Consider the following 20113-nt stretch of genomic DNA (forward strand, 5'->3'; position numbering starts at 1 on the left):
GCCATGCAGCCTAACGCGTTCACTACCCCGATTGACTGGCAGCAATGCGACGAACAACAACGTCGCGATTTACTGACCCGTCCGGCGATTTCGGCATCCGACCGTATTACCGAATCTGTCAGCGAAATCCTGCGCCGCGTGCGCAGTGAAGGCGACAGTGCGTTGCGCGAGTTTTGCGCCCGCTTTGATAAAACTGAAGTGCAAGAGCTGCGCGTCACTGCGGCACAAATCGAGGCAGCATCAGCGCGTTTAGGCGATGACGTTAAACAGGCAATGGCGCACGCCGTTCGCAATATCGATACGTTCCACCAGGCGCAAAAGCTGTCCATTGTGGATATCGAAACTCAGCCGGGCGTGCGTTGCCAGCAACTGACCCGCCCGATCCAGTCCGTGGGTTTGTACATTCCGGGCGGATCTGCGCCGCTGGTATCCACGGTATTAATGTTAGCGACGCCCGCGCGGATTGCCGGATGTCAGAAAGTGGTGTTGTGCTCGCCGCCACCTGTGGCTGACGAAATTCTGTATGCCGCGAAGCTCTGCGGCGTGGAAGAGGTGTATCAGCTCGGCGGCGCGCAGGCAATTGCCGCCCTGGCCTTTGGCACCGAAAGCGTGCCACGCGTGGCGAAAATCTTCGGGCCGGGCAATGCCTATGTGACCGAAGCCAAACGTCAGGTCAGCCAGAGTCTGGACGGCGCGGCAATTGATATGCCAGCCGGGCCTTCCGAAGTGCTGGTGATTGCCGACAGCGGCGCAACACCTGACTTTGTCGCCTCTGATTTACTTTCTCAGGCAGAACACGGCCCGGATTCACAGGTCATTTTGCTGACGCCGGACGTTAAGATGGCGCAGGCCGTTGGCGAAGCCGTTGAGCGCCAGCTGCAAACGCTGTCCCGCAGCGAGATTGCCCGTCAGGCACTGGCCAGCAGCCGTCTGATTGTCGCGAAAGACATCGCACAGTGTATTGAAATCAGCAACGCCTACGGTCCGGAACACTTGATTCTGCAAACCCGGGAACCGGAACAGCTGGTTGACAGCATCACCAGTGCAGGTTCGGTGTTCCTCGGCGACTGGTCACCGGAATCGGCGGGCGATTACGCTTCCGGCACCAACCACGTTTTGCCAACTTACGGATACACCGCCACCTGTTCCAGCCTCGGTCTGGCGGATTTCCAGAAACGGATGACCGTTCAGCAGTTAACGCCGGAAGGTTTACTCGGTCTGGCGACCACCATCGAAACCCTGGCGCAGGCGGAGCAACTGACTGCACATAAAAATGCTGTGACACTGCGGGTCAATGCCCTGAAGGAGAAAGGATTATGAGCGATGAAAACACGCTGAGCATTCAGTCTCTGGCACGCCAGAACGTGCGCGAACTGACACCCTATCAGTCCGCCCGACGTCTCGGCGGTAACGGCGATGTCTGGCTTAACGCCAACGAATACGCCATTGCACCGCAGTTCGAACTTACCGCGCAGACCTTCAACCGGTATCCGGAGTGTCAGCCTGCGCTGGTGATCAACCGCTATGCGGCTTACGCCGGTGTTGATCCGGAACAGGTGCTGGTCAGCCGGGGCGCTGACGAAGGCATCGAGCTTTTGATCCGCGCATTCTGTGAGCCGGGCAAAGATGCCATCCTTTATTGTCCGCCAACTTATGGCATGTACAGCGTCAGCGCGGAGACGATTGGCGTGGAAGGCCGTACCGTTGCGGCAAAAGCTGACTGGTCTTTGGATCTTCCGGCAATTGAAGCTGCTCTTGGCGGCGTAAAGCTGGTGTATATCTGTAGCCCGAATAACCCGACCGGCAATGTTATCAGCCCGGATGAACTTCGCGCTGTATTAGACCTGACCCGTGGCCGCGCCATCGTGGCAATTGATGAAGCCTATATTGAGTTTTGCCCGCAGGCGACAGTCACCGGCTGGTTGCAGGAATATCCGCACCTCGCGGTTTTGCGCACGCTTTCCAAAGCCTTTGCACTTGCCGGCCTGCGCTGCGGATTTACGATTGCCAACAGCGAACTGATTGCCTTATTAATGAAAGTGATCGCGCCCTATCCGTTATCTACGCCGGTGGCAGATATCGCGGCACAGGCACTGAGCCCGGAAGGGCTGGCGATTATGCGTCAGCGCGTGACCGAAGTGACCCAAAATCGCGAATGGTTGCTGGCAGAGCTGAGAAAATGCGATTGCGTTGAACAGGTCTTCACCAGTGAGACGAACTATGTTCTCGCGCGTTTTACCGCATCAAGCGCAGTATTTAAAAACCTCTGGGATCAGGGCATTATCTTACGTGACCAGAACAAGCAACCGGGGCTTTCCGGCTGCTTACGTATCACTATCGGTACACGGCAAGAACTGCAGCGCGTCATTGATGCTTTGCAACCGCTACCGGGCGCCAATGCCCCTCTTATTCAACAGAACAGCCCCCGCAAGGAGCACATGTGAGCCAGAGTCCTTTACTACAAAAAACGCTCTTCATCGACCGTGACGGTACCCTGATTTCAGAGCCGCCAGAAGATTTCCAGGTCGATCGTCTGGACAAACTGGCACTGGAACCGGGTGTGATCCCTGCCCTGCTGGCACTGCAAACCGCGGGATTTAAACTGGTGATGATCACCAATCAGGACGGGCTGGGTACCGACAGTTTCCCGCAGGAAACCTTCGATCCACCCCATGACCTGATGATGCAAATCCTGACCTCTCAGGGCATCGTTTTTGATGAGGTGCTGATTTGCCCTCACCTTCCGGCCGATCACTGCGATTGCCGTAAACCTAAAACCAAACTGGTGCAGGGCTACCTAGAAAGCGGGCTGCTCGATACAGCCAACAGTTATGTGATCGGCGATCGTGACACCGATATTCAGCTGGCGGCCAATATGGGCATCGCCGGGCTGCGTTATCAGCGCGATACGCTGAACTGGGCGGCCATCGCCGATCAGCTCACCAAACGCGACCGCCACGCCAGGGTGAACCGCGTGACCCGCGAAACGGCGATTGATGTGGATGTCTGGCTGGATCGCGAAGGCGAAAGCAAAATCCGCACCGGCGTAGGCTTCTTTGATCACATGTTGGATCAGATCGCCACGCACGGCGGTTTCCGTATGAACATCGAAGTGAAAGGCGATTTGTATATCGACGATCACCACACCGTGGAAGACACCGCTCTGGCGCTGGGCGAGGCCCTGAACAAAGCCCTCGGCGACAAGCGCGGCATTGGACGTTTCGGATTCGTGCTGCCAATGGATGAATGTCTGGCACGCTGCGCGCTGGATATCTCCGGGCGTCCGCACCTCGAATACAAAGCCGAGTTTAACTATCAGCGCGTCGGCGACCTGAGCACCGAAATGGTCGAGCACTTCTTCCGCTCACTGTCCTACGCTATGGCCTGTACCCTGCATCTGCGTACCAAAGGTAAAAACGATCATCACCGCGTCGAGAGTCTGTTCAAAGCCTTTGGCCGCACACTGCGCCAGGCAATTCGCGTTGATGGCAACACCCTGCCGAGTTCCAAAGGAGTGCTGTGATGAATGTCGTTATCCTCGATACCGGCTGTGCCAACCTCTCTTCGGTGAAATACGCGGTTCAGCGGCTGGGCTACGAGCCAACGGTGAGCCGGGAAGCCGAGATCGTGTTGCAGGCTGATAAGCTTTTTTTACCCGGCGTCGGGACTGCGCAGGCCGCGATGCAACAGCTGGAAGAACGTTCGTTAATCGAACTGATCAAAGCCTGTACCCAGCCTGTTCTCGGGATCTGTCTGGGTATGCAGTTGCTGGCATCCTCGAGTGAGGAAAACGGCGGCATTGATACTCTCGGCATCATTGAAACGCCGGTGCAGCGCATGCCAGATCTCGGGCTGCCTCTTCCGCACATGGGCTGGAACCAGGTTATCGCCAACGCCGACAGCCATTTATTCCGCGGCATTGATGAAAATGCTTACTTCTATTTCGTCCACGGATTTGCCATGCCGGTATGCGAAAACACAGTCGCTCAGACACTTTACGGGGAGCCCTTCAGCGCCGCCGTACAAAAAGACAACTTCTTCGGCGTGCAGTTTCATCCCGAGCGTTCCGGTGCCGCGGGCGCGAAGTTGCTGAAAAACTTTCTGGAGATGTAAACAGCATGATTATTCCCGCTTTGGATTTGATCGAAGGCAGTGTGGTGCGTTTGCATCAGGGCGATTACGGTCAGCAACGTGACTACGGCAACGATCCGCTGCCGCGATTGCAGGATTATCAGCAGCAGGGTGCGCAGGTTTTACACCTTGTCGATTTAACCGGCGCAAAAGATCCGTCGGCACGACAGATCCCGCTGCTGACGACATTACTGGCCGGTGTCTCCGTGCCGGTGCAGGTCGGCGGTGGCATCCGCAATGAGCAGGACGTCGAAGCGTTGCTGAACGCCGGTGCCACACGCGTGGTCGTCGGCTCAACAGCGGTCAAAGATCCGGCTACGGTTCAGGGCTGGTTCAGCCGTTTTGGCGCTGATGCGCTGGTGCTGGCGCTGGATGTTCGCATCGACAGCAACGGCACCAAAAACGTTGCCATCAGCGGCTGGCAGGAAAACTCAAATGCTACCCTGGAGCACATCGTCGAACAGTATTTGCCCTTTGGGCTGAAACATGTGCTGTGCACGGATATCTCCCGCGACGGTACACTGGCCGGTTCCAACGTCGAGCTTTATCGCGAAGTGACTGCACGCTATCCGCAGGTTGCATTTCAGGCCTCCGGCGGCATCGGCTCGCTGGATGATATTGCAGCTTTACGTGACAGCGGCGTTGAAGGCGTGATTGTCGGGCGCGCATTGCTCGACGGTAAATTTAATGTGACGGAGGCAATCTCATGCTGGCAAAACGGATAATCCCCTGCCTCGACGTAAAAGACGGTCAGGTAGTGAAAGGCGTGCAGTTCCGTAATCACGAAATCATTGGCGATATCGTGCCGCTGGCGCAGCGTTATGCCCAGGAAGGCGCGGACGAGCTGGTGTTCTACGACATCACTGCATCCAGTGACGGGCGCGTCGTGGATAAAAGCTGGGTGTCACGCGTGGCAGAAGTGATCGATATTCCATTCTGCGTGGCTGGCGGCATTAAAAGCCTCGAAGATGCAGGACGTATTTTGCAGTTCGGAGCAGACAAAATCTCCATCAACTCCCCTGCTCTGGCCGACCCGACGTTGATCAGCCGTCTCGCCGACCGTTATGGTGTACAGTGCATCGTGGTGGGCATCGATACCTGGCACGACGCAGCGACCGGAACCTATCAGGTTCATCAGTTCACCGGTGATGAAGCGCGCACCAAAATCACTACCTGGCAAACCATCGACTGGGTGAAGGAAGTTCAGGAGCGCGGTGCCGGTGAAATTGTGCTGAACATGATGAATCAGGACGGTGTGCGTAACGGCTACGATCTGGAGCAGTTGAAGATGATCCGCGAAGTGTGTCACGTTCCGCTGATCGCCTCCGGTGGCGCGGGCACCATGCCGCACTTCCTCGATGCCTTTACAGAAGCACGCGTCGATGGCGCACTGGCAGCCTCAGTGTTCCACAAACAAATCATTAATATTGGCGAGCTGAAAAGCTTCTTGGCCGAAAATGGCGTGGAGATCCGCTTGTGAGTAATCAGGATGTAAAAACCGGTCTGCTGACCGGAGAACAAATCAGCCAGCTCGACTGGGAAAAAGTGGATAATCTGATGCCGGCTATTATCCAGCATGCCGTGTCGGGTGAAGTGCTAATGCTTGGCTATATGAATCAGGAAGCGCTGAGCGTTACACAGTCTTCCGGCAAAGTGACTTTTTATTCCCGCACGAAAGAACGTCTGTGGACCAAAGGGGAGACATCAGAAAACTATCTGAATGTTGTCAGCATCACCCCGGATTGCGACAACGACACCCTGCTGGTTCTGGCAAATCCTGTCGGCCCGACCTGCCACAAAGGCAATAACAGCTGCTTCCATCCGGCAGAAACCGACTGGGCATTCCTCTATCAGTTGGAACAGTTGCTCGCCTCACGCAAAACAGCCGACCCGGACAGCTCTTACACCGCGAAACTCTACGCCAGCGGCACCAAGCGTATTGCACAGAAAGTCGGTGAAGAAGGCGTCGAAGTTGCGCTGGCGGCAACGGTCAACGATCGCTTTGAACTGAAAAATGAAGCATCGGATCTGGTTTATCATCTGCTGGTCTTACTGCAGGACCAGGATCTGAACCTCAGTGCTGTGATTGAGAATTTACGTCAGCGCCATAAGAAGTAACGCTGGATTTCGGACACAAAAAAGCCGCCTTTGCAGATGCATTGGCGGCTTTTTTTTTGTATGGCAAACTGTCAGTTACGGGGGTTGTAACTCTTCACCATGTTTCGCCCCAGCACAATCACAGAACCCAGAATAATACCCAGAACGGCACCAAGCAGTAAAATTAACACTTTCTTAGGGCTGTCTCTATGTATTGGCAGATCAGGTTTCATAACGTAGCGAAGCGAATAAGTTGAATCAGGTTTAGATTTTAACGCAGCGATAGCTAACAATGTTTGACGAGCCTGAAAATAAGAAGCATCTAATGGCAATGGCCGTGTGGCTTCATTTTTAATGGTGGCAGACAATGCATCGCTACCAAGAACAAAAAGAGTGTCTTCGGAGAGTGTTTCAGCCTGCTGAACCAGAGTATCTTTAATATTGGCCTGTTGGGCAACCAGCAATGCCTGATTCAACATTTTCAAACGAAGATCTTTCTTCTCCAGAGCGACCTTTTCCTGAGTTGCTAAATCCTCTTTGAGGTCTTCAACTTTAGAATTGATGCTAATTTGCAAGTCATTATCAAGTTCAGTAACTACCCGCTTGTTAATCTGCTGTATGTAAGTCGTGAGGGTTTTTTGTGCCTCCCCAGCAGTTTTAGCGGTATAACTGATTTTGAGAGGGACAGGTTGATCTTTAACGGCCGGAGTTATTATAAGCTTTTCCGGATCCGCCTGATTATCAAGCTGTTCAGATAAAGCAGAAATTGAAGCATTGAACCGGCTGAAAAAACGTTGTTGAACATCAACTACTGTGGGAGCATTTGAAGGATTCTGGCTGTACAACACACTCATCGCATTGTTGTAGTTAGCTATTTGACCAGAATCTGGATAAGTTATAATTGCATCTGAAGTCCATTTTTGTTTGGCTACCAGCACATAAACTGTCGCTAAAATAATTGCAAGTACCATAACAGAGATTATGACAACTTTCCCACGCCACAACTGCATGAGAACATCGATCAGGTCAATCTCTTCATTTTGCTTCGAAGACAGGTTATTTGTCATTTTATTATCTTGATTCATGATTACCCTACAGAAAACAGTCACATTTGGTCAGTGATATGTGTCCATCGATTATAGACAGATTTATTTCGAAATTTTCCATTAAAAGTAATAATTTTCTTAAGAATCCCCCGAAAAAATAACTTAGGGTATTTATAGAGGGATATGCAAAAAAAACGCCCCTGATCTGGGGCGTAGTAGATTAAACAGCTTATATTAATCCAACCATTCCGTATGGAATACGCCGTCTTTATCAGTACGTTTGTAAGTATGTGCACCGAAGTAATCGCGCTGTGCCTGAATCAGGTTAGCTGGCAGAACCGCTGAACGGTAGCTGTCGTAGTAATTGATCGCAGCAGAGAACGTTGGCGTTGGAATGCCGTTCTGAACAGCATAAGACACCACATCACGCAGCGCTTGCTGGTATTCATCAGCGATATTTTTGAAGTACGGAGCGAGCAGCAGGTTAGCAATGGAAGCATTCTCAGTATACGCATCGGTAATTTTCTGCAGGAACTGGGCGCGGATAATGCAACCGGCACGGAAGATCTTAGCGATTTCGCCGTAGTTCAGATCCCAGTTGTTTTCATCAGAAGAGGCTTTCAACTGTGAGAAGCCCTGAGCGTAGGAAACAATTTTGCCCAGATACAACGCGCGACGCACTTTCTCGATGAACTCAGCTTTGTCACCCTCGAAAGGTTTAACCGCCGGGCCAGACAATACTTTTGACGCAGCTACACGCTGATCTTTCAATGAAGACAGGTAACGGGCAAAGACTGATTCAGTGATCAGAGTCAGTGGCTCGCCGAGATCCAGAGAGCTCTGGCTGGTCCATTTACCAGTGCCTTTGTTGGCCGCTTCATCAAGAATAACGTCAACCAGGTATTTACCTTCTTCATCTTTCTTAGTGAAGATATCTTTGGTGATGTCGATAAGGTAGCTGTTGAGCTCACCTTTATTCCAGTCAGCAAAAGTAGCAGCAAGTTCTTCATTGTTCAGGTTGAGAGACTGTTTCAGCAGAGAATAAGCTTCAGCAATCAGCTGCATGTCACCGTATTCAATCCCGTTGTGAACCATCTTGACGTAGTGGCCTGCACCATCTGCGCCAATGTAAGCGACACAAGCATCACCATCATCAGCACGTGCAGCGATTTTCTCGAGGATGGGAGCAACCAGTGCATACGCTTCTTTCTGACCACCAGGCATGATAGATGGGCCTTTCAGTGCGCCCTCTTCTCCGCCGGAAACGCCAGTACCGATAAAGTTGAAGCCCTGCTCGGACAGTTCACGGTTACGACGAATGGTGTCTTTATAGTAAGTGTTGCCGCCATCGATGAGGATGTCGCCTTTATCCAAATGCGGAGTCAGGGATGCGATGGTTTTGTCAGTTGCTTCACCGGCTTTCACCATCAGCAAGATACGACGTGGTTTTTCCAGCGAGTCAACAAACTCTTCGACGGTGTAGTGCGGGACCAGATTTTTACCCGGGTTTTCAGCGATGACTTCATCAGTCTTGTCGCCGGAACGGTTAAAAATGGAAACGGAATAACCACGGCTTTCGATGTTAAGCGCGAGGTTACGGCCCATGACCGCCATACCGACAACGCCGATCTGTTGTTTGGACATTACAAACTCCTGTCTTTAGGATGGGTGCTACGACTACGATGCCGTACTGAATGCATTTCTGATGTTAACTCAGGAGATGTGAAGTGGATAGAGTTAGATGCCGCATTGCATTCAGTTGGTGGACTATCATTCAGAAAGGTGAAACCTTATGAAGAAAGAAGTTTCATAATTTCTGCAGTCTTTTGCTTCATCAGCAACTCATCACCGCGGGATTCAACATTTAACCGCACAACAGGCTCAGTATTAGAACTTCTAAGATTAAATCGCCAATTCTCAAAGCTCATACTTATTCCATCAGTATGATCAATCTCCTGAGCCAAAGGAGCAAAATGTTGATAAACATGGTCTATAGAAACTTTAGGATTAGCTAATTTACTGTTTATTTCCCCACTCGCTGGCCATGCAGCCACTCTATCTTCAACCAGTTGACTAAGTGTCTGACCCTTTAAACATAAAAGCTCAGCCACTAACAGCCAAGGGATCATTCCACTATCACAATATGCAAAATCGCGGAAGTAATGGTGAGCACTCATTTCACCACCATAAATAGCATCTTCTTCGCGCATACGTTCTTTGATGAAAGCATGCCCCGTCTTCGACATAATCGGCGTACCACCGCCTTTAGTCACAATATCGATAGTATTCCATGATAGTCGAGGATCGTGAATGATCTTCGAACCTGGATTTTTTTCTAGAAATGCGGCTGCGAGTAATCCGACAATATAATACCCTTCGATAAACTCTCCTTTTTCATCGAACAAGAAACACCTATCAAAATCTCCATCAAAAGCAATACCCATATCGGCACCATGCTTGACTACAGCATTACTGGTATCAGAACGGCACTCGGGCAATAATGGATTTGGGATACCATTAGGGAAAGTTCCATCAGGTTTATGATGAACTTTGACTAATGTCAGTGGAATATTTAGCTTTTTGAAACGCTTCTCGATTGCATCAATAATTGGCCCTGCAGCACCGTTGCCAGAGTTAATAACAAACTTTTTCGGAGTAATATTATCAACATTTACATAAGAAAACAGGTGATCGATATATTGGTCGACTACAGATATTTTTTCGTAACGTCCCCTATTGGAATCATCTACTGGAGAGAAATTGTTTTCCTCTGCTAAACGTTGAATATCTCGAAGTCCTGAGTCACCGCTGATTGGTCGTGAATCGCGGCGAACCAATTTCATGCCGTTATAATCCATTGGGTTATGACTGGCGGTAACTTCTATGCCGCCATCAACGTTGAGATGAGAAGTAGCAAAGTAAATCTCTTCTGTTCCGGATAAACCAATGTCCAGAACATCTACTCCTGCATCCTGTAAACCTCGCGCTAGTGCCAACTTCAAAGATTCACTGCTAAGGCGCACATCACCACCCAAAACAATTGTTTTAGGTTTTAAATATTCACCAAAAGCACGGCCAATTCTCCATGCTATATCTTCATTGAGCTCTTCACCCAAACGGCCACGGATATCGTAGGCCTTAAAACATGTTAGAGGGGGCATAATATCACTTTATAAATTGAGGTAATTTAGATAAGTTTTTAAACAAAAGTGCAATTGGCCAAAAAAGGCCATTCATTTTGATTACGTTTACGTCTTCTCTAGACTTTTGAATTATGTTTTTCAATGAACGATTGCTTATACCGCCAACGCGCATTTTAGTGAGCACCCTTGGCAAATATACAGCTTTTGCTTTGTGAACCCATAGATATCTAAGCAGGGAATCGTAATCAGCAGAAATTTTATAGTTTAAATTAAAAACACCCCATTCAATATAACGAGAGCGCTTCATATAGAAACTGGGGTGAGGTGGCATCCACCCATATTTCAGTTTACTGACGTTATAATCCCCACTTTTCCATTTTCTGACCACAAGATTTGTATTGTCCTGCGAAACATATTCTAAATCCGCATAGACAGCATCGAAGTTACCTTCTGAAAATTTTGAAACAATATCAGTTATAGCATCAGGATAAGCTAGAATATCATCAGAATGTAAGAATCCTATTACATCACCAGTAGCAGCAGATATTCCCTTATTCAGAGCATCATAAATACCTTTATCGGGTTCACATATAACAGTTGACACACGAGTTGAGTACTCATTTATGATCTCAAGTGTATTATCTTTCGAATTCCCATCAACAATAATATACTCGATGTTATTATAAGTCTGACTTTCAAGTGATAAAATTGTATCTTGTATTGTTTTCGAACTATTAAAGGTCGCCGTAATAATAGTAACTTTCATGGTCAATATCCCACACCTCGATCATCGACACGAACAACATCATCTTCAGATAAGTAGATCCCTGTCCTGACTTCAATAATTTCAAGGGGAATCTTACCTGGATTTTCAATTGAATGGGCGATTCCGATCGGTATATATGTAGACTCGTTTTCAGTCACTAAATATGTTTCATTACCTCTTCGAACTTTGGCTGTTCCGCTAACAACTATCCAATGTTCGGCACGGTGGTGATGTATTTGTGTGGCGGTGCGTTGTTCTGGATTAACAGTAACTTTTTTTACGTGAAATCTGGCACCCTCGGAAACTGCATCATGCGATCCCCATGGTCGGTAAACCTCACGATGCTGGAGATACTCTGTGCGATTGAGTGCTTTTAATTTATTAACAATTTCCTTTACATCTTGTACGTGGCTTTTATTCGCAACCAGAAGAGCATCTTTAGTTTCTACTATGACTAAATTATCTACGCCGACAGTCGCCACTAATTTATTTTGCGAGTAAATATAGCTGTCATGCGTGTTAAACGTAATCACATCGCCACGTACTGCATTATTTGAATCATCTTTGGCATTCACGTCCCAAAGGGCAGACCAAGAACCCACATCGCTCCACTCTGCATCCATCGGCACTAGTACAGCGTCTTCTGTCTGCTCCATTACCGCGTAATCGACAGACTCCTCAGGACAGAGAAGGAATTCATCATCGTCTAGTCTGATAAAATCTAAATCAGTATGTTGCCCCGATAATGCCTTTAAGCAAGCGTTGTAAATTTCAGGGCGAAACTTTTTGATTTCAGATAAGTATTTTGATGTTTTAAAAAGGAACATGCCACTGTTCCAATAATATTTTCCTGTGGATAAATATTCACACGCTTTATCCATATCTGGTTTTTCAACAAAAGCATCAACCTCATAGGCAGAATTACCCACTGGTTCGCCTTGCTTAATATAACCGTAACCCGTTTCAGGATATGATGGCACAATCCCAAAAGTAACTAGCTTTCCATTTTCAGCATGTGGCAAAGCAACTTCAACTGCCCTTAAAAAAGCATCCTCATCTTTAATGACATGGTCTGCTGCTAAGATAAGCAGAAGAGGATCATTTTGATTCTGTTGTGCCTGTAGTGCGGCAAGTGTAATTGCGGGAGCGGTATTACGACCAACAGGCTCTAAAAATATGCCACCGTATGATATATTTTTTGAACGAAGCTGTTCAGCAACTATAAAGCGGTGCTCTTCATTACAGATGAAATAGGCGGGTAGATGTGACACATTTTCCAATCTCGAAATAGTATTTTGCAACATAGTGCTTTCCGAGGTTAAAGCAAGAAATTGTTTGGGATAAAGTGCACGTGACAAAGGCCACAAACGACTACCAGCACCACCAGCCATAATTATTGGCAGCAATTTAGATGACATATCATTATTACCTATTCTGAAAATAGTTTTTTGTATACAAATGAACATCATCAGATTTCATGAGTTCATTTATGTCAAACCATTTATAACTATTATGTTGTTCTAAAGGCAAGCGTTCTAAATTAACATCTTCATTTACATCATATGCGAGCACAACATAATGAGTGGAGATGTTGTCACTAGCATAGCTATCTTCATAATGATGCTGATATACACCTCGGAGAGCAGCACCATTAAATTCAAGAGGTGTTTTTAACTCATCGAATGTCAACCGAAGAAATGCATCTTCAATTTTTTCATTTTTACGGATACGACCACCAGGGACAAACCAAAAATTCTTTGCTGGTTTATTAAGCCGTTTCCCCAAAAGAAACTCGCCGGAGCTATTTTGTATAATGAAGTCAATGGAAACGAGAGGTGTATTTTGAATAACTCTCAGAAAATCATCATCACTTAACAGATTCATAATACTATTTTCTTATCAGTTGCTGATTTTCCAAAAACCAGGCGTAGGTTTTTTCCAACCCTGTTTTCAAAGCGGTTGTGTAGGTCCAACCCATGTCGGCCAAGCGCTCAACATTCATCAATTTACGTGGTGTACCATCAGGTTTGGAGCTATCAAAGGATACTTTTCCTTTGAAATTAACAACATCTGCAATGGTCAAGGCCAGCTCTTTAATAGAGCAATCTTTTCCGGTTCCTACGTTAATATGAGATAACATTTCATGAGTATTTTCATTATAGGTAGACTGGGACAAATTCATTACAAAAATGCTGGCGTCAGCCATATCATCTACATACAAAAATTCTCTCATTGGCTGTCCGCTCCCCCAGACAACAACTTCTTCATCATCGTTAAGCATTGCCTCATGAAAGCGACGTAACAAAGCAGGAACGACGTGCGAGTTTTCAGAGTGAAAATTATCATTCTCCCCATACAAATTTGTAGGCATTACACTGCGGTAGTCTCTGCCATATTGCCTGCTGTATGACTCACACATTTTTATTCCGGCTATCTTTGCTATTGCATAGGGCTCGTTCGTCGGTTCAAGGACACCAGTAAGTAAAGCGTTCTCTGCCATTGGTTGATCAGCATTTTTAGGATAAATGCAACTTGACCCCAAAAATAATAATTTCTGAACTCCTGACAAGTGAGCAGCATTTATAACGTTGCATTCGATCATCATATTTTCATATATGAATTCAGCGGGAAAAGCATTGTTAGCATGTATCCCACCCACTTTGGCGGCTGCCAAATAGACCTCATCTATATTCTCAGTTGAAAAGAATTCACTTACATCTTTTTGTGAAAGAAGATCAAGTTCCTGATGAGTACGGGTAATTAATTCGACATTTGAGATGGATGACAACTTTTTATAGATAGCCGACCCTACCATGCCACGATGACCTGCAATAAATATTCTTTTTTTCATCTTTAACTTTCCACAGAAATTGAAACGTCATAACCATTTGCTTTCAGTAACGCATGCTGTTTTGCCTTGCTGAGATCATGTCTTATCATTTCTGTACACATCTCCTCAACAGTAATAAGAGGTTCCCATCCTAAGACATTCTTAGCTTTACTCGGGTCACCTAATAAGGTTTCAACTTCTGCAGGACGGAAATATCGAGGATTAACAGAAACAATAGTATCCCCAATTTTAACACCCGGTGCATCTTCTCCAACAACCGAAACTACTGTCGCAATTTCATCAATCCCGGTGCCGCTAAATTGCAACTCGATACCGAGCTGAGCAGCTGACATACGGACAAATTCTCGGACAGAGATTTGTTTGCCTGTTGCGATTACAAAATCATCGGCTTCATTTTGCTGCAGCATCATCCACTGCATACGGACATAGTCTTTTGCATGCCCCCAATCCCTCAAAGAATCCATGTTGCCTAATTGGAGAGTAGTTTCTAAACCTTGAGCAATATTAGAAAGCGTACGGGTGATTTTTCGGGTGACAAATGTTTCTCCACGACGCGGAGACTCATGATTAAAGAGGATGCCATTGCAGGCATACATCCCATAAGATTCACGATAGTTCACAGTGATCCAATAAGCATACATTTTAGCGACAGCATAGGGTGAGCGTGGATGGAAAGGGGTTGTCTCTTTTTGAGGAATTTCTTGCACCAAGCCATATAACTCAGAAGTGGAAGCCTGGTAGAAGCGAGTTTTATTTTCTAATTTGCAAATACGGATCGCCTCTAAAAGTCTCAAAGTGCCAATCGCGTCGACGTCTGCGGTATATTCTGGCGACTCAAATGAGACGGCAACGTGGGACATAGCCCCCAGATTGTAAACTTCATCAGGTTCAATTTCTTGCATTAAACGGATCAAGTTAGATGAGTCTGTGAGGTCGCCATAATGCAGATGAACATTTTTACTATTGCTCAGCGCGCTATCAATACGTTCTGTGTTAAAAGACGAAGTCCTGCGAATGATACCATGAACCTCATAGCCCTTTTCTAATAAGAGTTCAGCTAAATAAGAACCGTCTTGACCAGTAATACCCGTGATTAATGCTTTTTTCATTTTGGATCTCTTATTTCATTATAGAAATTTAAAGTTTGCTCTGCCATCTTCGACCATGAATATTTTTGAGAATGCTCAAATCCGGTAGCGATCAAATTACTGCGATAAACATCATCTTTTAGTACCACCAATGCATCACTAATCTTATCACTTGTAATATCGTCTATTAAAATTGCAGCGCCTGAAGCTATCTCACTCACTGAAGAACTATTACTACCGATGACCGGACAACCAGATTTCATAGCCTCAATAACTGGAATACCAAATCCTTCATACAATGACGGATAGATTAAACAATAGGCTTGTGAATATAAATCATTAAGAAGGACTTCTGTTACATAACCGGCATGTCGATATCTTCCAGGAACATTCCCTTCCAAAAAGTTAATCTCGTCATTAGTAAACTGCCCGCCACCAACAACAACAAGATTTAAGTCAGAATGAGTCGACAATGACTGGACACAGGCGCTAAAGTTTTTATATCCATTTCGTGCACCGACGAAAAGCACATATTTCTCTGAAGATTTTTTGTTTGCTGCAGGCTTAAAATCACCCACACCGTTATATATTACTTTAATTGGTATATTGGCTGCTTCTGGAATGAATTTTAATAAATCTTTTTTTGTACATTCTGAAATGCAAATAATACCATCGCTCCCTAAGATAGCTCTCTTCTTTTGCCAATGATGTACATAACTTTTAGCGCCACGAGAAAAAATCTCTTCAGTGAAGTCATGAACTGTTGTGATTACAGTTAACTCGCTCCTGATTTTTTTATTCGGCAAGCGATAATAGCTTGAGTGGAAAATAGAACTTCCTTTTTCGAAAAAACCCAGATCAACATCAAGAAACCGTTCAATGTTCATATTTAATCGAGTCTTAGTATTTACAGGCAACCCTTCAACATAAGGATTATTATTATCGTAAACAATCAAACTATAGGAAATATCATTTTTTTTAATTTCTTTTATCAACTCATCGAAATAAACAGAAATCCCACCCGACTGTTGCAGGGAGAAAATAATACCGTCAATTATAATCACAAGCTCTCCAAGTAATTAGCCAGATATTCTTTAAATTGAACAAAGAAAAGTTAGCCCCATTTTATGCAGTACTTGACATTTTTGCTCTGCACGGGCGTAAAGACCACGGTCATCTAAATAGTTAACTTGCTGAAATATTGTTGTTTGATTTAAAATCCCGTATCTTGAATGGTCGTAAAGCAAAGGGCGTGCAATTTGAGATATTAAGAATAAGTACAACCATATTCTAATAAGTGGTATTTTTGCCCTATAATTTATCTTTTCAATAAATATTGAATTAGAAATATTTGCACTCAAAAAAATAACTAAAAATGGTACACCATACCAACCAATACGAGTCATTACTGGCATCATCTTTCCAATAATGATGCTAAAGCTAAAATACAAAACCACGCCAGGTATTATTATATTTAGAGAGGATTTTTGGAAATCATTATGCTTGTTAATATTGAGATATGTTTTTATGACTATAAATAATAACAAAAAGTCAAAAATAGTACCAATACCCGCCGAAAATTGTGGCTGGTATGCTTCAGAACTCAGATAGTAACTAAGTTTTTGCTGCGCAATACTACCTGGCTGCAAAAGCATATACACCATATTTAAAGTTACAACAGGCATTACCAAAAATATAATTGATACAATTAACACACCGAATGAACTCAGCTTAGATAATCTTACTGAAATCATTGGAATTAGAAAAATCAAACCAATTAAAGCAGTCGTATGAAATGTTGTTGCCAATATGATTAATAATGCGTACTTGTACTTTTCTTTACTAAACAAGTAAGGAATGGCAATTAATAATAATGAAATAGCTATCGATTGTCGTATAGCCTCAATATAAATAACCCAACTAAAAAAACTCATTAACGCGAAAAATATAAATGCTGGATTTTCGAATTTCTTTGAGAATCGATTGATTGCATAAACATTAAAGGCAACAATTAGCGCGTTATACCCAAGAAAACCAAGCCCACCAAATGCTGAAACAAATATATTAAAACCGAACTCGAAAGTCGGTGTATTTACAGTACAAATACTATTTTCAATACAGTCATAATTCAGAAAATATCCTATCCAATCACCTCCAGCTGGGTAGGTACATGCAAATGTTATAAAGGTGATGATTAAAGATAATATTCTTCCTTGTCTCTGAAAACCATAAGCAGCTATGAATAACAACAAAGTAAAATAGATAAAATAGATCATCGTTTTACCATGAAAATAATGAAAATTAAGATTGAATAAGCTTTTTTACTTTGAAAAAAAATCGCTGGAAATATTTCTTTAAAAGCAAAATCAACGCTTTTTTTACCTTTGATGTCTACTCCCTGCAGAATATCATTCGATGGTATATTTTTTGCTTCGTCAAGTAGAGTGTTTATACTTCCACGATACTTTATCATCTTAGTAATATTCTTATTTAATGATAAAAGTTTTTTAATAAAGCCTTTATTTCCACCACCAACGACGTTGTTGCTATGTTGCCTATACCGAATAGTTCTAACGTCGAGGTATTCGAGACCGTTTTCAGTGGCGGCGTTTAGTGCCAACCAATTATCATGCATTGTTATTCCTGCAGGTATTGGCAGGCATTTATCTAACAATCTTCTATTAAGTATAGTAGTACAACCATAAACGCTACATTTCCACAATAGTTGCACAGGGTTTAAATTCTTCAGAGGATCGATAGAATTACTTTTATAAAAGCTCTCAGATATCGTGACTAACTTGTCGTCTACAATTTCTAAGTCACTAAAAACCATCAGTGGTTTATCAAACGTATCTCTTGCAGAGATATAAGAAAACAGTTTCTCAACTCGATCATGATTCCAATAGTCATCTTGGTCGGCTAAAAGGACATAGTTTGCACGAGTCGCACTGAGTGCACAGTTGAAATTGTTAACAACCCCTCCCTGCCTTTCAGTATTAATCAGCTTTATTCGCGGATCTATTTTTTCGTATTTGTTAATAATGTCGAGTGTTTTGTCAGTTGATGCATCATCACTTATGTAGAGAGTCCATGAAGAGTATGTTTGATTAATAATAGAAAGTATTTGCTCTTCAATATAAGACTCTCCATTATAGGTTGCCATAGCTATATCAACGTGAGACATATTTCTTCCTAGACAAAATATATAATGCAAAAAAATCCAAACTAACTCTTAAGGTCCAGGCAATTGCCGTCCCAATAAGCGAAAAATGGTTCGTAAGATAATACAGCGCTATTAAATATGGGACCAACTCACACATGTGAAGGGTAGCAGTAATTTTGGCGTACCCTGCTGCCTGAATTTTTGAAAATGGTATTTGCGCTAATGCGTTGAATATAAAGCCGATTAAAAGGATTCTTAATATAGTAGCAGGTTCACCCGCATAAGCACTCCCCATCCAAACAGTCATAATAGTATTTGCGAAGACAAAACCTACAATGACTATAGGTAAACACGCCCCGAGCATAAGATAAAAGCTCAGCTTCTCAAGTTTGTTTTTATCAGCCGCCAGACTATTACTGCTCAACTTAGGAAACAATGCTCTCGACAAGGCCGCAGGTATGTTTAAGAGTCTTGCCACAGCCTCAGATGGTGCCGTATAAAATGCAACTTTACTCGCACCTAAAACGTGAGAAATTACAAAGCGATCGAAATAGACCATAATAGGACTAATAATATTACTGATAGTAATCCAACCACCAAACATAATTAGACGTCGCAATGTTTTATAATTGAAACGTATACCTGCACTGACAATGAATTTTTGCGCGAAAAAAAAGCTAATTGTTAGTGAGGCAATTCTACCGATTACCAAACCTAAAATTGCTGAATATAATGTATGATTATAGTATGCAAATATTGCAGGGAGTATTGCAAGGGCTGAACTGGTTATAGTTCTCTGAATGTTTATATTAGCAAAGCGTTCCATCCCTTCCAGGGAGGCAAGCCAAATCTGATTTACCAAAAATACAGGCACTGCTATTGATAGTAATTTAAAAGATTTTTCAAAATTGCTAGTGAGATCATTCGAAACGTTTAGAAAACCGGCTATTTTACCTACGGATAAAAATATTAATATAGCAGCAAATAGCCCAAGAATTGCTACGGTAATAGTTGCTGTCGATATTATATTTTTTCTTTCTTGCAAATCCTCTCTAAATATTGAGATTTCTCTAATCACTGCTCTTGTGAGACCAGCATCGAATATGCTTGCATATCCCACTACAGCAAACGCAAGGGTAAATAAACCAAAACTCTCTGTTCCCAGCGTTCGAGCCAATATACCTAGACTAGGAATTGCTACTAATGTAGGGATAACAAAACCAGCTAGATTGTATATACTATGTTTTATTAGGCTCATATCTGCCTTAAGAATTTACATTTTTTGTATTTATATCTGCAAATTTATTACCTAAGAGATCTTTTGAAGATAGCTCAGGTTTTGAATTTTCAATTGGCCATTCAATTGCTAGGGTTGAGTCATCCCAAGCGATGCATGATTCATCTTTTGGAGAATAGTAATCCGTCGTTTTATATAAAAATTCTGTATTATCTTTAAGTGCATAAAAACCATGTGCAAAACCTTCAGGTATCCAAAGCTGACGTTTATTTTCAGCGGATAAGTAAACACCTACCCACTTCCCAAATGTCGGAGATGATTCCCTGATATCAACGGCAACGTCATATACCTCACCTTGCGCGCACCGAACAAGTTTACCTTGTGCATGCGGTGTACGCTGGTAATGCAATCCTCTAAGCACACCCTTTGAAGATTTGGAATGGTTATCCTGGACAAAATTCACTTTACCACCAACGGCTTCTTCAAATATCTTCTGGTTAAAACTTTCAAAGAAGAACCCACGGTCATCACCAAATACTTTTGGCTCGAAAATTAATACATCTGGAATTTCAGTTTTTATAACATTCATAA

20 protein-coding genes are annotated in these 20113 nt (G+C 44.3%); 7 read left to right on the forward strand and 13 right to left on the reverse strand.

From position 1 onward, the window contains the following. The first annotated feature begins 3 nt into the window (after nt 1-3). From hisD to hisIE, 7 genes are read left to right on the forward strand one after another with little or no spacing between them, the layout of a single operon-like run. The gene (gene hisD, locus ACO0U8_RS10140) at nt 4-1320 is read left to right on the forward strand and encodes a histidinol dehydrogenase (RefSeq protein ID WP_217203914.1); all 1317 of its coding nucleotides are present in this window, start codon (nt 4-6) and stop codon (nt 1318-1320) included. Continuing rightward, entirely contained in the window at nt 1317-2444 is a 1128-nt protein-coding gene (gene hisC / locus ACO0U8_RS10145; protein ID WP_421670733.1) for a histidinol-phosphate transaminase, read from the forward strand. The genes hisD and hisC overlap by 4 nt, the downstream gene beginning before the upstream one ends. Continuing rightward, the gene (gene hisB, locus ACO0U8_RS10150) at nt 2441-3523 is read left to right on the forward strand and encodes a bifunctional histidinol-phosphatase/imidazoleglycerol-phosphate dehydratase HisB (protein ID WP_056769584.1); all 1083 of its coding nucleotides are present in this window, start codon (nt 2441-2443) and stop codon (nt 3521-3523) included. Before hisC ends, hisB begins: the two co-directional genes overlap by 4 nt. After that, nucleotides 3523-4113, forward strand: a complete 591-nt coding sequence (gene hisH, locus ACO0U8_RS10155) for an imidazole glycerol phosphate synthase subunit HisH (RefSeq protein ID WP_056769583.1) — start codon at nt 3523-3525, stop codon at nt 4111-4113. The genes hisB and hisH overlap by 1 nt, the downstream gene beginning before the upstream one ends. Nucleotides 4114-4118: 5 nt before the next feature. After that, nucleotides 4119-4856 (forward strand): 1-(5-phosphoribosyl)-5-[(5-phosphoribosylamino)methylideneamino]imidazole-4-carboxamide isomerase, encoded by a 738-nt coding sequence (gene hisA, locus ACO0U8_RS10160; RefSeq protein WP_122094958.1) that lies wholly within the window; start codon nt 4119-4121, stop codon nt 4854-4856. Next, nucleotides 4838-5611 carry an imidazole glycerol phosphate synthase subunit HisF gene (gene hisF / locus ACO0U8_RS10165; RefSeq protein ID WP_056769579.1) on the forward strand — a complete coding sequence of 258 codons (774 nt, stop codon included), beginning with the start codon at nt 4838-4840 and terminating at the stop codon, nt 5609-5611. The genes hisA and hisF overlap by 19 nt, the downstream gene beginning before the upstream one ends. 23 nt (nt 5612-5634) lie before the next feature. Continuing rightward, nucleotides 5635-6249: a bifunctional phosphoribosyl-AMP cyclohydrolase/phosphoribosyl-ATP diphosphatase HisIE gene (gene hisIE / locus ACO0U8_RS10170; protein WP_421670989.1), complete on the forward strand. Its 615-nt coding sequence runs from the start codon at nt 5635-5637 to the stop codon at nt 6247-6249. A 71-nt stretch (nt 6250-6320) separates the two neighbouring features. On the opposite strand, the gene wzzB is transcribed toward hisIE, so the two are convergent. The 13 genes from wzzB to rfbC form a co-directional block, all read right to left on the reverse strand. Further along, a complete protein-coding gene (wzzB, locus tag ACO0U8_RS10175) occupies nt 6321-7313 on the reverse strand; it encodes an LPS O-antigen chain length determinant protein WzzB (RefSeq protein WP_217203917.1) in 993 nt (330 codons plus the stop codon). 195 nt (nt 7314-7508) lie between these two features. Continuing rightward, entirely contained in the window at nt 7509-8918 is a 1410-nt protein-coding gene (gene gndA, locus ACO0U8_RS10180; protein ID WP_217203918.1) for an NADP-dependent phosphogluconate dehydrogenase, read from the reverse strand. Between the two features lie 146 nt (nt 8919-9064). Continuing rightward, entirely contained in the window at nt 9065-10435 is a 1371-nt protein-coding gene (cpsG, locus tag ACO0U8_RS10185; protein WP_217203919.1) for a phosphomannomutase CpsG, read from the reverse strand. 4 nt (nt 10436-10439) lie between these two features. Beyond that, nucleotides 10440-11183, reverse strand: coding sequence for a glycosyltransferase family 2 protein (locus ACO0U8_RS10190; RefSeq protein ID WP_217203920.1), 744 nt, complete (start codon nt 11181-11183; stop codon nt 10440-10442). A 2-nt stretch (nt 11184-11185) separates the two neighbouring features. Continuing rightward, nucleotides 11186-12601: a mannose-1-phosphate guanylyltransferase/mannose-6-phosphate isomerase gene (locus ACO0U8_RS10195; protein WP_217203921.1), complete on the reverse strand. Its 1416-nt coding sequence runs from the start codon at nt 12599-12601 to the stop codon at nt 11186-11188. Nucleotides 12602-12608: 7 nt separating this feature from the next. After that, nucleotides 12609-13067 carry a GDP-mannose mannosyl hydrolase gene (locus ACO0U8_RS10200; RefSeq protein ID WP_217203922.1) on the reverse strand — a complete coding sequence of 153 codons (459 nt, stop codon included), beginning with the start codon at nt 13065-13067 and terminating at the stop codon, nt 12609-12611. A 4-nt stretch (nt 13068-13071) separates the two neighbouring features. Beyond that, entirely contained in the window at nt 13072-14034 is a 963-nt protein-coding gene (fcl, locus tag ACO0U8_RS10205; RefSeq protein ID WP_217203923.1) for a GDP-L-fucose synthase, read from the reverse strand. Between the two features lie 2 nt (nt 14035-14036). Continuing rightward, nucleotides 14037-15143 carry a GDP-mannose 4,6-dehydratase gene (gene gmd / locus ACO0U8_RS10210; protein ID WP_122094942.1) on the reverse strand — a complete coding sequence of 369 codons (1107 nt, stop codon included), beginning with the start codon at nt 15141-15143 and terminating at the stop codon, nt 14037-14039. Continuing rightward, nucleotides 15140-16186: a glycosyltransferase family 4 protein gene (locus tag ACO0U8_RS10215; protein ID WP_217203924.1), complete on the reverse strand. Its 1047-nt coding sequence runs from the start codon at nt 16184-16186 to the stop codon at nt 15140-15142. Before ACO0U8_RS10215 ends, gmd begins: the two co-directional genes overlap by 4 nt. A 30-nt stretch (nt 16187-16216) precedes the next feature. After that, the gene (locus ACO0U8_RS10220) at nt 16217-17398 is read right to left on the reverse strand and encodes an EpsG family protein (RefSeq protein ID WP_217203925.1); all 1182 of its coding nucleotides are present in this window, start codon (nt 17396-17398) and stop codon (nt 16217-16219) included. After that, on the reverse strand, nt 17395-18306 hold the full coding sequence (locus tag ACO0U8_RS10225) for a glycosyltransferase family 2 protein (RefSeq protein WP_217203926.1): 912 nt from the start codon (nt 18304-18306) through the stop codon (nt 17395-17397). Before ACO0U8_RS10225 ends, ACO0U8_RS10220 begins: the two co-directional genes overlap by 4 nt. Beyond that, entirely contained in the window at nt 18293-19543 is a 1251-nt protein-coding gene (locus ACO0U8_RS10230) for a flippase (RefSeq protein WP_217203927.1), read from the reverse strand. Before ACO0U8_RS10230 ends, ACO0U8_RS10225 begins: the two co-directional genes overlap by 14 nt. Before the next feature lie 7 nt (nt 19544-19550). Next, nucleotides 19551-20111 carry a dTDP-4-dehydrorhamnose 3,5-epimerase gene (gene rfbC, locus ACO0U8_RS10235; RefSeq protein WP_122094933.1) on the reverse strand — a complete coding sequence of 187 codons (561 nt, stop codon included), beginning with the start codon at nt 20109-20111 and terminating at the stop codon, nt 19551-19553. Nucleotides 20112-20113: the final 2 nt, after the last annotated feature.

The organism is Rahnella sp. EDr1-12 (assembly GCF_049206505.1).
Taxonomy (GTDB): domain Bacteria; phylum Pseudomonadota; class Gammaproteobacteria; order Enterobacterales; family Enterobacteriaceae; genus Rahnella; species Rahnella rivi.

Excerpts from the sequence above, each read along its gene's own strand:
- hisD (WP_217203914.1), top strand. The coding sequence starts at position 4 with ATGCAGCCTAACGCGTTCACTACCCCGATTGACTGGCAGCAATGCGAC.
- hisC (WP_421670733.1), top strand. The coding sequence starts at position 1,317 with ATGAGCGATGAAAACACGCTGAGCATTCAGTCTCTGGCACGCCAGAAC.
- hisH (WP_056769583.1), top strand. The coding sequence starts at position 3,523 with ATGAATGTCGTTATCCTCGATACCGGCTGTGCCAACCTCTCTTCGGTG.
- hisA (WP_122094958.1), top strand. The coding sequence starts at position 4,119 with ATGATTATTCCCGCTTTGGATTTGATCGAAGGCAGTGTGGTGCGTTTG.
- hisF (WP_056769579.1), top strand. The coding sequence starts at position 4,838 with ATGCTGGCAAAACGGATAATCCCCTGCCTCGACGTAAAAGACGGTCAG.
- wzzB (WP_217203917.1), bottom strand. The coding sequence starts at position 7,313 with ATGAATCAAGATAATAAAATGACAAATAACCTGTCTTCGAAGCAAAAT.
- gndA (WP_217203918.1), bottom strand. The coding sequence starts at position 8,918 with ATGTCCAAACAACAGATCGGCGTTGTCGGTATGGCGGTCATGGGCCGT.
- cpsG (WP_217203919.1), bottom strand. The coding sequence starts at position 10,435 with ATGCCCCCTCTAACATGTTTTAAGGCCTACGATATCCGTGGCCGTTTG.
- ACO0U8_RS10190 (WP_217203920.1), bottom strand. The coding sequence starts at position 11,183 with ATGAAAGTTACTATTATTACGGCGACCTTTAATAGTTCGAAAACAATA.
- ACO0U8_RS10195 (WP_217203921.1), bottom strand. The coding sequence starts at position 12,601 with ATGTCATCTAAATTGCTGCCAATAATTATGGCTGGTGGTGCTGGTAGT.
- ACO0U8_RS10200 (WP_217203922.1), bottom strand. The coding sequence starts at position 13,067 with ATGAATCTGTTAAGTGATGATGATTTTCTGAGAGTTATTCAAAATACA.
- fcl (WP_217203923.1), bottom strand. The coding sequence starts at position 14,034 with ATGAAAAAAAGAATATTTATTGCAGGTCATCGTGGCATGGTAGGGTCG.
- gmd (WP_122094942.1), bottom strand. The coding sequence starts at position 15,143 with ATGAAAAAAGCATTAATCACGGGTATTACTGGTCAAGACGGTTCTTAT.
- ACO0U8_RS10220 (WP_217203925.1), bottom strand. The coding sequence starts at position 17,398 with ATGATCTATTTTATCTATTTTACTTTGTTGTTATTCATAGCTGCTTAT.
- ACO0U8_RS10225 (WP_217203926.1), bottom strand. The coding sequence starts at position 18,306 with ATGTCTCACGTTGATATAGCTATGGCAACCTATAATGGAGAGTCTTAT.
- ACO0U8_RS10230 (WP_217203927.1), bottom strand. The coding sequence starts at position 19,543 with ATGAGCCTAATAAAACATAGTATATACAATCTAGCTGGTTTTGTTATC.
- rfbC (WP_122094933.1), bottom strand. The coding sequence starts at position 20,111 with ATGAATGTTATAAAAACTGAAATTCCAGATGTATTAATTTTCGAGCCA.